The organism is Kitasatospora sp. NPDC018058, assembly GCF_044327205.1.
In the GTDB taxonomy this organism is placed as follows: Bacteria; Actinomycetota; Actinomycetes; order Streptomycetales; family Streptomycetaceae; genus Kitasatospora.
Genome location: NZ_JBIRFA010000044.1, coordinates 1 through 12685 on the forward strand (window position 1 = coordinate 1; position 12685 = coordinate 12685).

General features: G+C 70.0%; 13 protein-coding genes and 1 pseudogene. 9 read left to right on the forward strand and 5 right to left on the reverse strand.

The genetic code is table 11. The features are described from left to right. From ACH4E7_RS37215 to ACH4E7_RS37235, 5 genes are all read left to right on the forward strand, one after another. On the forward strand, positions 1-597 hold a 597-nt coding region (locus ACH4E7_RS37215; protein WP_396253618.1), incomplete at its 5' end, for a sensor histidine kinase. Beyond that, positions 594-1277 (forward strand): response regulator, encoded by a 684-nt coding sequence (locus ACH4E7_RS37220; protein WP_396253619.1) that lies wholly within the window; start codon positions 594-596, stop codon positions 1275-1277. The genes ACH4E7_RS37215 and ACH4E7_RS37220, both read left to right, overlap by 4 nt. A 241-nt stretch (positions 1278-1518) precedes the next feature. Continuing rightward, a complete protein-coding gene (locus ACH4E7_RS37225) occupies positions 1519-1731 on the forward strand; it encodes a hypothetical protein (protein WP_396253620.1) in 213 nt (70 codons plus the stop codon). A 213-nt stretch (positions 1732-1944) separates the two neighbouring features. Then, positions 1945-2697, forward strand: a complete 753-nt coding sequence (locus tag ACH4E7_RS37230) for a hypothetical protein (protein WP_396253621.1) — start codon at positions 1945-1947, stop codon at positions 2695-2697. 430 nt (positions 2698-3127) lie between these two features. Further along, positions 3128-4495, forward strand: coding sequence for a hypothetical protein (locus ACH4E7_RS37235; RefSeq protein WP_396253622.1), 1368 nt, complete (start codon positions 3128-3130; stop codon positions 4493-4495). A 31-nt stretch (positions 4496-4526) separates the two neighbouring features. On the opposite strand, the gene ACH4E7_RS37240 is transcribed toward ACH4E7_RS37235, so the two are convergent. From ACH4E7_RS37240 to ACH4E7_RS37250, 3 genes are read right to left on the reverse strand one after another with little or no spacing between them, the layout of a single operon-like run. Then, positions 4527-4907 (reverse strand): hypothetical protein, encoded by a 381-nt coding sequence (locus tag ACH4E7_RS37240; RefSeq protein ID WP_396253623.1) that lies wholly within the window; start codon positions 4905-4907, stop codon positions 4527-4529. A 33-nt stretch (positions 4908-4940) separates the two neighbouring features. Then, a complete protein-coding gene (locus ACH4E7_RS37245) occupies positions 4941-5531 on the reverse strand; it encodes a hypothetical protein (protein ID WP_396253624.1) in 591 nt (196 codons plus the stop codon). 10 nt (positions 5532-5541) lie between these two features. Further along, on the reverse strand, positions 5542-5868 hold the full coding sequence (locus ACH4E7_RS37250; protein ID WP_396253625.1) for a hypothetical protein: 327 nt from the start codon (positions 5866-5868) through the stop codon (positions 5542-5544). Positions 5869-6657: 789 nt separating this feature from the next. Here ACH4E7_RS37250 and ACH4E7_RS37255 point away from each other — a divergent pair. The 3 genes from ACH4E7_RS37255 to ACH4E7_RS37265 are packed head-to-tail and all read left to right on the forward strand — an operon-like array spanning position 6658 to position 10315. Next, a complete protein-coding gene (locus ACH4E7_RS37255) occupies positions 6658-7125 on the forward strand; it encodes a hypothetical protein (RefSeq protein WP_396253626.1) in 468 nt (155 codons plus the stop codon). Between the two features lie 17 nt (positions 7126-7142). After that, positions 7143-9263 (forward strand): hypothetical protein, encoded by a 2121-nt coding sequence (locus ACH4E7_RS37260; RefSeq protein WP_396253627.1) that lies wholly within the window; start codon positions 7143-7145, stop codon positions 9261-9263. A gap of 5 nt (positions 9264-9268) precedes the next feature. After that, on the forward strand, positions 9269-10315 hold the full coding sequence (locus ACH4E7_RS37265) for a hypothetical protein (RefSeq protein WP_396253628.1): 1047 nt from the start codon (positions 9269-9271) through the stop codon (positions 10313-10315). Positions 10316-10323: 8 nt separating this feature from the next. Here the strand turns inward: ACH4E7_RS37265 and ACH4E7_RS37270 are convergent, their stop codons facing one another. Beyond that, the gene (locus ACH4E7_RS37270) at positions 10324-10956 is read right to left on the reverse strand and encodes a transposase (RefSeq protein WP_396253629.1); all 633 of its coding nucleotides are present in this window, start codon (positions 10954-10956) and stop codon (positions 10324-10326) included. Between the two features lie 287 nt (positions 10957-11243). Beyond that, positions 11244-11571 (reverse strand): annotated as a pseudogene (locus ACH4E7_RS37275) (hypothetical protein); the annotation flags it as partial. A gap of 303 nt (positions 11572-11874) precedes the next feature. On the opposite strand from ACH4E7_RS37275, the gene ACH4E7_RS37280 reads away from it, so the two are divergent. Then, entirely contained in the window at positions 11875-12660 is a 786-nt protein-coding gene (locus ACH4E7_RS37280; RefSeq protein ID WP_396253630.1) for a cation:proton antiporter, read from the forward strand. Positions 12661-12685: the final 25 nt, after the last annotated feature.

A 12685-nucleotide genomic window follows, 5' to 3' on the forward strand; every position in this document is an offset into this window, starting at 1 on the left:
CTCCTCGCCACCGCCGACGAGTCGCTGGTCAAGCTCACCCGCCTGGTCGACAACCTGCTCGACATGAGCCGCCTCCAGGCCGGCGCGCTCACCCTCCACATGGCGCCCACCCTGCTGGAAGACGCCCTGATGCGTGCCGTGGACTCGCTGACCGAACCCTACGCGCCCGTCCAGCCCCTGGAACTCGAAACCGCGCCGCCGGTGCTCGCCGATCCGCCGCTGTTGGAACGGGTGCTGGCCAACGTGATCACCAACGCGCTGCGCCACAACGCCCCCGGCGCGCCCGTCCTGGTCACCGCCAGCCACCACGCCGACCAGGTCGAGATCCGGGTGATCGACCGCGGCCCCGGCATCGCCCCCGAGGACCGCGACCGGGTCTTCCTGCCCTTCCAGCGGCTCGGCGACACCGACAACACCACCGGCGTCGGCCTCGGCCTCGCCCTCTCCCGCGGCCTCGCCGAGGCCATGGGCGGCAGCCTGGAAGTCGAGGACACCCCCGGCGGCGGCACCACCATGCTGCTCACCCTGCCCGCAGCACCGGAGAGGCGGACGGGGGAACCCGGTATCGCAAGGCTGGAGAGGAGCACGGACCGGTGAGCCACATCCTCGTCGTCGACGACGAACCGGCCCTGCTGCGCACCCTGCGGATCAACCTCCAGGCCCGGCACTACTCGGTGCTCACCGCGGCCACCGGCCAGGAAGCCCTGGACTCGACGGGCCAAGCGCCACCCGACGCCATCGTCCTGGACCTCGGCCTGCCGGACTTCGACGGCGTGGACGTGATCCACGGCATCCGCTCCACACTGACCGTGCCGATCATCGTACTGACCGGCCGGGCCGACATCGAGGACAAGCTCCGCGCGTTCGACGCGGGCGCGGACGACTACGTGACCAAGCCCTTCGTCGTGGACGAACTGCTCGCCCGGCTACGGGCCGTTCTGCGCCGGCCGCTGGGCGGCGTCCCGTCGGCGCCCGAGCCCTCGGCGCGGATCGGGCCGTACGAGATCGACCTCGGTGCGGGTACGATCACCGGTCCGGACGGCCCGGTCCGATTGACCCCGACCGAGTGGAAGATCCTCACCCTGCTGCTCGCCAACCCCGGCCGGCTGGTGCCAGGACGGCAGATCCTGACCGAGGTCTGGGGCCCGGAGGCGGAGGGCAACGGCAACTACCTGAGGGTCTACTTCTCCAGCATGCGGCGAAAGCTCGAACCCGACCCGGGCCGTCCGCGTCACCTGATCACGGAACCCGGGATCGGCTACCGGTTCCAGCCCTGACCCGGCTGTATCCGGGGCGGCCAAGACTCGCGTTCCGGTCGGTGTCCCATTCCTTTCGATCTATGGCTCCTGCACTTGTCAACGGCTCTTCCGGGCAGGGGCGTCCAACGGAATTCGCGCGTTCTTGATTGCTCTCGCACGGATCCCGTCAGGATCACCGGCGGAATCCCGGAATCGAGTTCTCCCCTGCCATCGTGCTTTCCGACCAGATCTGTTCGGGTCCGAATTCGAAGGAGAGTACGTGTTGTCGAGGATCAAGCTGGCGGTCGTCGCCGCGGGCATCAGCACCCTGGCCGTCGCGGGCCTGGCCGGGCCGGCGGCGGCCGACGGGAGCTACGACCCGGGCAAGGAGACACTGCAACGCCGCGAACGTGGTGACGCCGGGTTCCACCGCCTTCGTGTGGTGCATCCAGCAGGCGCAGCAGAGCGGCGAGGCCAAGCGGAGGGCCCGTGAGGACTTCGTCAAGGGGCTGCTCGACCTGCTGGTGAACAAGACCGGCGGCTACTACAACGTCATGATCTTCGACATCAGGGCAACAACGCCTTCGGGGATCCGTGGTACGTCCACAACTACGAGGAGCACCTGGAGGACGTCGACTTCACGTACCGCGACCAGACCTCGCGCGAGGACCAGACCTACCGGATCTGGATCTTCCACGGCGGCGGCATGTTCGCCAACGGCTTCGACGGCGGCTGGGGCAACTGGGCGTTCTACGGCCTGTTCGACCGGACCAGCCGCGAGCACAACTGGGCCTACCCGCCGGGCACCAGCCGACCGGGCCAGCGGTACAACCACACCGACGCGGTGGTGAACTTCCGGCGGACGCTGACCAGCGCCGTCCCGTCCGGCGGCGCTCCGGCCAATCCCGGGCAGATAGCCTCCTCGACGGTGCCGGCCGTGCCCGTGGTGGTGCCCGGAGTGCCCGTCGGCGAGCCCGCTACCCCGGGCGTGCCCGCCCGCCCCGGCGTGCCTGCCAAGCCCGGCAAGCCCGGTACGCCTGCCCAACCGGGCAAGCCGTCCGGCTCGGGCCGCCCGCCGCTGGCCACCCCGGTGTACCTGCGGACGGTCAACGGCCTCGGCGCCGTCGCCACCGGCGACGCCCCCGGCTCGACGGTGATCGCCGGCAAGCTCGGCGGCGCCGACTCCCGCTGGACGTTCAAGGACGCCGGTGGCGGCCGCTACCGGATCACCAACGGTCTCGGCCCGGACCTCACCGAGAATGCCGGCACCTACTTCGCCAACATCAACGGTTGGAAGGGTGGTTCGGAGCAGAAGCGGGAGGTCCTCAACGTCGCGGGTGACACCTACCAGATCAGGATCAGCGACCAGGACTGCCTGACCTACCACGAGGACCGCAAGACGCTCGGCGTGTGGACCTGCGACGGGTCCGCCGAGCAGCAGTGGACGATCACCCGCTGAGAGAGGAGCCCCGCCCGGGATGCACCCCGGCCGCTCACCCGGACGGATCTTGCGCCAATGCCTCGTCAAGATGGCCCCCGACGGCGTCAAGGACTCGTCAGAGCGGGCGGACAGGTGTTCGGCCGCACCTAGTGTGAGCTGCGAGGAAACGGTTCGCCGTCTGGGCGTGGGGCCTGGCGGCGGACCGTTTGCCGAACCCCGACCCCGGCGGGTTCCTCCGGGACAGGTTCGGCGGCCAGTGAAAAACAGGGGGAGGGGGCGCGCGGCGATGCCAACGGGAACGTCGGGCGGTACGGCTGTCATGGGGAAAACGGTCGCGTCGGAAACGGCCCGACAGGAGACAGTCGCACCACCTCCCGGGCCGCGCGCCCCCCGACACTGGCTCGGAAGCTCCTGGCGCAGCCGGGCGTGGTGGAACACCCCGCGCCTGGTGCGCGGGCTCACCGGCCTCTGCCTGGCGGCTCTGATCGTCGCCGGAACGGTGACCGCAACTGTCCTGGGCGGGGCCCGGGACGGTACGGACGTCATCGGCCACCGGGCCGCCCCGCAGGTGGTGCGTTCGGCGGACCTGTACTTCGCGCTCAACGACATGGACGCCCAGGCTGCGAACCTGCTGCTGTTCGGCGCGGACGCGGACTACGCGGCGCTGCGCAAGGAGACCCTGGACACCTACGAACAGCGGCGCACCCAGGCCGACACCGACCTGCAGCGCGTCACGGAGGCAGTGGCCGGTGATGCGACCGGTCAGCGGGCCGTGCAGACCGTCATCGGTGAACTCGGCCGCTACGAGGCCATGGTGGCCCGCGCCCAGCTGTTGGAGGACCAGGCTCACGCTCCGGCGGGCCGCCCGTCGGCGGACGCCCTCGCGGCCTACCAGCAGGCCACCGACCTGCTGCGCCAGCGACTACTGCCGGCTGTCGACGACGTGACCAAGGCCAACGCGGCCGTGGTCGAGCACAACTACGCGGACCAGCGTGATGCCCTGGCCGGCGGCTGGTGGTGGATCCTGGTCACCGGGCTGCTCGCCCTGGCCGCCCTCGCGCTGCTGCAGCGGCTGCTCGCCGTGCGGTTCCGGCGGCTGGTGAACGTGCCGCTGGCCGTCACGAGTCTGATCGCCCTCGCGGGGCTGGTCACCGCACTGACGTTGACCTCCCGGGCGGACCACCACCTGGTGGTCGCGAAGAGCAACTCCTTCGACTCGGTGATCGCCCTCAGCCGGGCGCGCGCGGTCGCGTACGACCTCAACGCCGACGAGAGCCGCTACCTGACCGACCCCTCCCGGGCAGCGGTCTACGAGCAGGGGTTCCTCGACAAGACCCAGTCCTTCGCCCGGGTCGACGGCGCCACACTCGCCTCGTACAACGACAAGCTCGCCGCGCTGGCCGACCGGCACCGGGCCGACCACGGACAGGTGGGCTTCAGCGGCTATCTCGGCGACGAACTGCGCAACATCACCTTCGCCGGCGAACAGGACGCGGCGGAACGGGTGCTGGCTGCCTTCCAGCAGTACCAGCGCGACGACCGGAAGATCCGCGGGCTGAACGCCCAGGGCAAGCTCAAGGAAGCGGTCACCTTCGACACCGGCACTACCCCGGGCCAGTCCAACGCCGACTTCGACGTGCTCAGCACCGCCCTCGACGACACCCAGGCCATCAACCAGCGTGCCTTCGACGGAGCCGTCGCTACCACTGACGACGACCTCGGCGCTACCACCGCCGGCCTCGGCGCGGCGGCTCTGGCGGCGGCGCTCGCCCTGACCGCGATGGGAGTCCGGCCTCGCCTGCGCGAGTTCGCCTGAACGGGAGGCGGAGGCCAAACGCTGGAACGCCTCAGGCCTCGTCCGGCAGTGGCAGCGAGAACTCGTAGCCGTGTTCCGACGCTCCTTGAAGGAAGACGAGTCTCACGGTGAGTCGGCCGGCCTCGGCAGCGACCGCGGGCTGCCCGGAGATGGTGCCCTGCGTCCGTAGTCCGTCGGTGCTCAATCCGTGGGCGCCGCCGTAGTCGGTGTAGTGGTTGCCGAGGTCGTCGGTGGCCTCCAGCCAGAGGAACAGCGGCGGCGCGGCGGGGGAGACGGGAGGGACGTCGTCCGGCAGCGGCGGGGTGACGGAATACGCCACGGTGAACGCCTCCGCTGTTCGGGTGAGGGCGTGGACCGTCAGTTCGTACTGCCTGTCCAGGACCTCGATCCGCTGCTTGCCGTCGTCGTGCATCGCTGTCGTCCCTCCTCGTCTTCCGCCGGCCGGTCAGGCGCTGCCGGGTGTGGGGATCTGGCAGGTGATGTAGCGGTCGGCCGCGGTGTTCGGCTTGGAGCCCTTGAGGAACCAGTAGAAGGTGACCTTGTTGCCGGTCTGGATGGTGCCACCGCCACCGCCGCCGATGAACTGGTAACTGTTGAGGCTGCCGTGGAAGTTGTACCAGTTCGGCTCGGTGTGCGGGTGGTACGGCGGGTTGATGGCGCGGCCGTTGACGTAGGAGTACGGCATCGTCACGGTCACGGCCGGTCCGAGAGCGGCCTTCGCGGTGTTGGAGAGCTTGAAGCTCCAGGCCAGTGTGCCGCCCGCCGAGCGCTGGAACTGGACGGTGGACACCGCGTGCGTCCAGGTGCCCGTGCACAGGGTGTTGGCCGGGGTGCGGAGGTGGACCGCGAGGGCGCGGGCGGCGGCGCTCTCCGCGGTGAGGCCCTCGCTCGCCGCGACGGTTCGGAAGTCGCCGCCGTTGACCCGATCGTCCGGCGCGGTCGCACTCGCCGGTACGGCGCCGACGGCCAGCAGAGCGGCGGCGGTCGCAGCGCAGAGCGCTGTGACAGTGAGGCAGGAGACTGTGCGGGAAGCCATCGAATTCCCTTCAGTGCAAAGGTGGTTGCCAGGTCTGCTCCACCCTTGCCGCCTGGTTGCTCCGTGTGCAAGGCAGTGCGACGTCAGGGGCCTGTATGGAAAGCGCAGGCGAGGCTCCGGATCCGCAGGAGCCAGGGGAATCGCGGCGCGTTAATGATCCGTTGTGTCCCTGAAACAGGTTGTATCGCTTAGCGCTGTCGGGAACGAGCGCCTGGTCATCCACTTCCAGCAGGTCGCGCCAGTACGGAGCAGGCCAGGTGTCAGAGGTAAGGAATTCCTCTAGCTGGGAGAACTCGCGGAACAGCCATAATCGTCCGTCCTCGGCGATGAATTCCACATACATATTCTGGCCGCCTCCAGACACTTGGCTGGCGAAGCGTGAAACCGGAGCCTTTGCCGGGAAGGCTGATGTGAACGAGGTCGGTCATCGGAGCAGTATGGCCGCCTCTGGACTTGGTGTTCGTCGAATGGGAGGAGCATAGTCGAGTGCCGCGGTCATATCGGTCCCCGGAGGGTCTGCCGCTGGGCACCTGGTGGAGCGACACGAAGGCAAGGCGGGCCGCGATGGAGGAGATCGACCCATGGTGGTGCCCGGTCTGGCGGGCACCACCGGGCCCGCCCCTTTGGCTTTGTTGACGAACAAGGTGACCAGGACCGGGACGACGTCGGCGTAGTCCCGCCAAAAGTAGTCCGGGTACTGGGTGCGGTGGCCCTGACTGCGCCAGAATTCAACGGCCAGGTCGCCGATCGCGGCCGCCCGGTTGTTCAGCCCCGCGGTGCCTGCGCCGATGAGCACCAGCGCCACCGGTGGGTGGCTCAGTGTGCCCCGGGTAGGCCCGGCGCCACAAGTGCACCGTCCGGCTGATCGGGTTGTGTGAGCTCTGTCCGCCCCGGCTGGCAGGGCGCGGAACCGGAACGTCCTGAGCATGGTCTTGGTGGCGTCGGGCCGCGGGAAGGGCACCGGTGCGGGCCTGCAGCCTCTTGATGAACCCTTGACAGAGATCGTCTGCGAATCCGCAACCGGCCACCGTGAGGGTGCGTCAGCATGCAAACGGAGGCTGCTGATGGGGCCTCCTCCCGCAGAGGCGGTTCGCACTTTCTTCATTTGAGGGGGAGTTGCACACACATGGTCAGCCCGCAGTTCACCACCGGGCCGGTCGCCCCGGCCACCGCTCCCGGCCGGACCGGCGGCGCCGACGAGGGTTCGGCGCCCGGCAGGCTCGTCCTGGCCGGCGGTGCCGGGAAGCCCCCGTCCCGCCCGGCCCCCGGACCGGTGACCACCCGGTTGGACACCCCGTACGAACTCGGCGCCTCGGCTGGGGCCGCCCGGCAGATAGCCACCGACCTGAACAGCACCAACGGCAAGGCCGGGCCCGGTACGCACAGCCTCACCGAGTATGCGAGCACCGCGTCGACGAAGGTCCGCGGCTTCGCCTTCGGCGGAGCCCTCACCGACAGCACCGAACGTTGGCTGCAGCAGTGCACGGTCCTGCACGACCGGCTCGATTCCGCCGCCGCCAACCTCGACCGGTCCCAGCAGGGGTACCGCACCAACGAAACCGCGACCGCCGCCAACCTGGCCGCGGGCGCCTGAAGGGGGATCTCGGGCACATGGTGTCCTTCAAAGAACTGCACGAGGCGGACTTCTCCGGGATCAGCGACGCCGCCGACGCGTGGTCCGGCGTCGCCAAGTCCCTCATCTCACTGGACGACCGGGTCACCAAGGACCTCACGCCCACCGCCCAGCGGGCCGGCTGGCAGGGCACGGCCGCCGACAGCGCGACCAAGGTGCTCCAGGGCATCGACGGCGACTTCAAACAGGCCTCGAAGGTCGCCACCGCGCTGGCCTCGATCATGAAGGCCGCCGCCGAGGACTTCGCCGCCGCCCGGCGCGAACTCGACACCGCGATCCACGACGCGCAGACCGACAAGATGACCGTCACCGCGGACGGTGTCGTCAACTGGACCCTGCCGAAGGAGGCGCGGAACGACACCGACGCCGGGACACTCGCTCAGGAGTTGAGGACCAAGGCCGAGGCCATTTCCACCCGCCTGACGAAGGCTGTCGAGAAGGCCACCGGCGCCGACCAACGGGCCGCCGGCTCGCTCCGGGGCGACATCGGTACCAGCACCACGTCCTTCAACCCCGCCCCGTACGGCGGCGGCCCGGTCGCCGACGCCAACCGGGCCAAGGACCTGCTGGCCAAGGCCGACGACCTCACCCCTCCGGAGCTGAAGAAGCTGCAGGACCTCCTGGCCGCCAACGCGGGGAACAAGGACTTCGCCACCACCCTGATCAACGGCCTCGAGTACCACGGCAAGACCGGCCAGGACGCCTTGCTGGAGTACGGCCGCGTCTATGACGGCCTCGCCCACGGCAAGCGCCACGCCCACGACTACCAGGCGGTCCTCGACGGCCTGTCCGTGTCCCTCGCCACCGCCACCCACGACGGTGGCATGGGCAAGGACTGGGAGGACCAGCTGCTGGCCGCAGCCCGCCGCCGCGACGGCACCGACGGGTACAACACCAACTACCCGGCGCTGACCGCCCTGATGGGGGCCAAGGGAACCTTCGATAAGGCGTTCCTGCTCAAGGTCGGCAACGACCTGGTCGACTACGAGCGCGGCAGCAAGGACAAGGGCGAGGACCTCTGGGGGCCGAAGTGGACCGGCCGCCCCTTCCAGACAGACCCGATGGGCGGCCTGATGAACGCGCTCAGCCGCAGCCCCGAGGCGTCGAAGGACTTCTTCGACCCCGGGAAGAGCAAGAACCTGGACTACCTGCTGCACGAGCGCAAGTGGCCCGACCAGGGGAGCGCGCAGAAGGCGCCCTCCGAGCAGACCGCCTCGCGCACCGCGTTCGGCTACGCCCTGGAGGCGGCCACCACCGGCCGCGATCCGCACAGCGACCACCCGGTCGTCCGCCCGCACGACAAGGTCATGTCGCAGATCACGGACGAGACGATGAAGTCGTTCGCCGGCACCGGCCCCGGGGACAAGACCTCCCTTCCCGCCGGCCTGCGCCGGCCGATGGCCGACATGATCGCCGACTACGCCGCGGACATGCACGAGATCCTCGGCAAGGAGAAGCTGTACGGACCGTCCCAACCGGACGGCCTGACCGTCACCTCCGACCAGCTCCTGCGCCTCATCCGGGGCGCCGCAGAGGACCCGGCGTCCTACGCCGTCATCCACCGCGCCGAGACCCAGGAGATCGCCCACCGGCTGGACCAGCTCGACCGCGACGCCATGACGCCCGACGTGACGGGCCGAGCGAAGCCTCAACTGGAGTCCCTCGTCCACCACTCCGCCTCGACCCTCGGCACGCTGGACGCGGTGTTCGCCGACGCCGCCCTCGACCATGCGGACGCCGACAACAAGACCGTGGACTGGCAGGCGAAAATGACCTACCACGCACTCGGCGGGGTCGTGGGCCTGATTCCGGAATTCGGGGACGCCGCGCAGCGCCTGGTCGACGTCGGGACCACGATGTGGGCGGACTCCGCCAAGGGAGAGATCGACACCCACCTCAAGGACAACCTGAGCTCCCACTTCTCGGCCGGACGGCAGCAGCTGGACGCGATGCTCAACTACAAGCTGGTCATGTCCGGATACGACCACTTCGCGCTGGACGGCGACGGCAGCATCCCCGATCAGCTCAAGCGGAGCGCGGGGAGCGCCTACAACACCGGGATCGACAACACCTACCGCACCGTGTTCGGCAGGGCGTGAGCGCCGTGGAATCCGAGAAGCGGAACGGGTCGGCCGACGAGCTCGACGGGGCGGGCGATCCGCGCGGGCTCACCCCGGGCGCCCTCCGGGTGTGGTTGGTGGTGGTGATCTGCCTCGCCTCGATCGGGGCGGGGTGGTTCGCGCTGAACCGGCTGACGAACGTCGGCGGGCCGGACAGCGTGTGCGACGGGGCGGCTTCAGCGGACCAAGTGCACGACCTTCTGGGGTCCGGACGGATCAGTGAACACAAGAGCACGCGCTACTCGGTGACGGAGAACTACAGCGGGAACAGCTGCGACGTCACCGTTAGGTCCGGCCTGTTCGAGACCACCGAGAAGACCGTGCAGCTCACCATCCGCCGCGGCACCGATGAGGGCCCGGCCGAGTTGGCCGCACCGAACGCCCGACTGTTCCCCGGGGGCTCGGTCACCCCGGAGGCGGCGTGGGCCGTGCTCCCCGAGGGCTGCGAGAAGGGCGTGCGGGCCGAGGTGCACACCGACGACGAGGAGGGCCACGACGAGGAGCGGGCCCGCCTGGCCGTGTCGTTCGCCAACGCGGTGGCCAAGGCCCGCGCGTGCGGGGACCGGAAGCTCGCGGCACCGAAGAGCCTGTCGGCGAAGGGAGCCGAGACGGACCCGGACTGGGCCAACCTGTGCGGACTGCCCGGATTCGCCCCAGCCAAGGACCCGCGCATCCCGAGCACCCTGGTGACCTTCCGGCAGCAGGTCACCACAGCGTCGGACCCGATCTGGTCCTGCACGATCACCGATGGGTCGTCGTCTCTGAGCCCGCAGATCTTCGCGATCACGACCGAGCCGCAGACCGCGACCGTGGCCAGGCGGACACACGACAACACGGGCATCGTCGGGCGGGCCCAGCGAGTCGCGCCCGGGACACTCGTCGCCACCTGCAGGGGCAAGGAGGTCTACTTCACCGTCACGGGCGGGTCCGACCCGACCTTCAGAACCTGGTTGTTCCCCGACCAGGACGGCCTGGTGCGGCAGTTCCTCACCGCCGGCGGCAAGGCGATCGGCTGCGAGCCGATCCTCTAGCTCTGGCTTTAAAACTGCCGTACATCGGTGGCACATGGATCTCCGACTATGACGGATTCCTGCCATGCCCGCTTCACCGCAACAGCAGCAGGACCGACGCCTGGCGGTCCTGCGGCACGCCAAGGAAAATGGGCTCTTCGCTCGCATCTGTGGGTCTCAGGTGGCCTCCGGGTGGGTGCGTCCGGGGAGTGGGCGGGGGCGACGACTCGGACGGCCTGGGCCCGGTCGCTGTCCCCGGCAACGGTCCGCAGCTGGGCGCCGTCGATGCGGACCATGTCCGCCAGCGCGTGGGCGTCGCCCTTGTCGCTCTTGGCCCCGGAGGTGCCGTACCGCTCCTTGAACCGGGCCGCCTGCCTCGGGTTGACCGCATAGACTCGGTAGCCGGCCGCGACCAGCGCCTGCACCCACGGCCCCCGGTCGGTCTCGATCCCGACCACCACCTGCCCGGGCTCCAGTTCCTCACCGCCGTGCCGGGCGATGAGGGCGTGCAGCTTCGCGACGCCCTCCACGCCCTCGGGCAGCCGCGCCGCGGCCAGCCTGCGGCCCGTCGCGTCCTGCACCTCGACATCGTGGTGGTCCTCGGCCCAGTCGTCGCCGATGAACAGCACCAGCACCCGCTCCCTTCGCACTCGTCCGATCATGGCGTGCAGCCTGCGGAAGGCACGGCTCGCGCCCTAATGGATCCAGTGCTCACGCCCAACCGCCCGGCGGGCACGCCATCCCATCGGCAGTCAGGCCTCCCGGCCGACCAGCGGGGGCACGGTCTGACCTCAGAACTCGCGATGGTTCCGGGCTTGGGAGTGCTCACCTGCTGGCGGCTACGGACCGTAGTCTGTCCTGCGGCCCGCTGAGTCCCGGCTCGTAGCGGTAGCCCATGCCGGCCTCGGTGATCAGGTGGCGGGGGCGGGCGGGGTCGGGTTCGAGCTTGGTCGTGGCGGTAGCGCAGCAGGGCCTCCTCGACCCGGTCGGCCGCCCAGAGCAGGGCGAGCTCCCGCAGGGCGGTCAGGTTGCCGGGGCGGAAGAAGTTCGTGAGCGCTGCGTCGATCCTCTCCGGCGGGTAGCGACATCGTCCGGCGGGGGACGGTCTCCAGGCCCTCGGCCATCCGGCGGGTCAGCGGCCGGCCGTAGTCCTCGACGTACGCGATCACGACATCGGTGCCGCGCGAGGCACGCCGCTGACCCTCGGCGAGCATGTCGTACGTCTTGCCGACCCCGGGAGCGGCCCCGAGGTAGACCCGCAACCGGCCGCGAGGCACCACCGCCGTCCTTCCCAGCCGCCCGGCAGAAACCTGGGTGAGCTCCACGGGGAGTGAGACACCTTCGTCTCCATGGTCGTCCCCACGCGTACAGTGCCGCACCGGGAGTGGTCGAGGCGGTCGCGCCAGTCGTGCCCCGGTGACGTGCGAATATGCGCTGCCGCTCCCCGCTAATGGCCGGGATCTTCGGGGCCCCTCAGACTGCAGGTGTGCCGGGAAGTCTGGTCGGCTCGGGGGACGATTGCGGCGAACGGCGGCGGTGACTCCGCTCGCCGTCATGAGGTCTTCGCCCCGATGCACGTTGTGGGTACCGTTCTCGTCCTGGTCGTTCTGGCCACGGCGGTGGCCACCTTTGCCGGGCGTTTGCGGGTGCCGGCGCCTTCGTTGCTGGTTCTGGCCCGTGTCGGGGTGGCGCTGATACCCGGTGTCCCCGCGTTGCACGTGCCGCCGCAGATCATCGGAATGGTGGTCCTGCCGCCGTTGCTGCACGCCTCGGCGGAGGAGCTGTCCCTGCGGGACCTGCGCACGGTGTGGCGTCCGGTGACGATCCTGGCCTTCGGTCTGGTCTTCGCCTCCGCCGCGGCGGTGGGCTTCGCGGCCGTTGCCGTGGCGGGTCTGCCGCCCGCGATGGCGTTCGTGCTGGGTGCGATGCTGTCCAGTACGGACCCGGTGGCGGTCACCGCGCTCGTGCGCCGCCTGGCGCTGCCGGGTCGGGTCCAGGTGCTGGTGCCGGCGGAGAGCCTGTTCAACGACGCCACCTCGCTGGTGCTGTTCAAGGTGGCCGTCGGGATCGCGGTGGCCGTCGGCGCGGCGGTGAGCGTGCCGGCGGGGGGGCGAGGAGTTCCTGCTGCTCGGCGGAGGCGGGAGCCTGGTCGGCGCCGCCGTCGCGGGCCTGGTGTGGCTGGTGCGCCGCTTCCGCGGGGGGTTCAGCCGCGTCGTCGCAGTGGGAGCAGCGCGGTGAGCGTCGCACACACGGTCGCTCCGAACAAAAGCCCGCCCCACGGCACCACACCAGCGGGCCGAGCCGTCACCATCCCGCAGACGAGGAGAGCGGTTCCACCGCACACGAGGAAGAGCACGAAGGCGTGAAGCGCGGACCGCCACCGTTGGCGGG

Excerpts from the sequence above, each read along its gene's own strand:
- ACH4E7_RS37230 (WP_396253621.1), top strand. The coding sequence starts at position 1,945 with ATGTTCGCCAACGGCTTCGACGGCGGCTGGGGCAACTGGGCGTTCTAC.
- ACH4E7_RS37240 (WP_396253623.1), bottom strand. The coding sequence starts at position 4,907 with ATGCACGACGACGGCAAGCAGCGGATCGAGGTCCTGGACAGGCAGTAC.
- ACH4E7_RS37245 (WP_396253624.1), bottom strand. The coding sequence starts at position 5,531 with ATGGCTTCCCGCACAGTCTCCTGCCTCACTGTCACAGCGCTCTGCGCT.
- ACH4E7_RS37255 (WP_396253626.1), top strand. The coding sequence starts at position 6,658 with ATGGTCAGCCCGCAGTTCACCACCGGGCCGGTCGCCCCGGCCACCGCT.
- ACH4E7_RS37260 (WP_396253627.1), top strand. The coding sequence starts at position 7,143 with ATGGTGTCCTTCAAAGAACTGCACGAGGCGGACTTCTCCGGGATCAGC.
- ACH4E7_RS37270 (WP_396253629.1), bottom strand. The coding sequence starts at position 10,956 with ATGATCGGACGAGTGCGAAGGGAGCGGGTGCTGGTGCTGTTCATCGGC.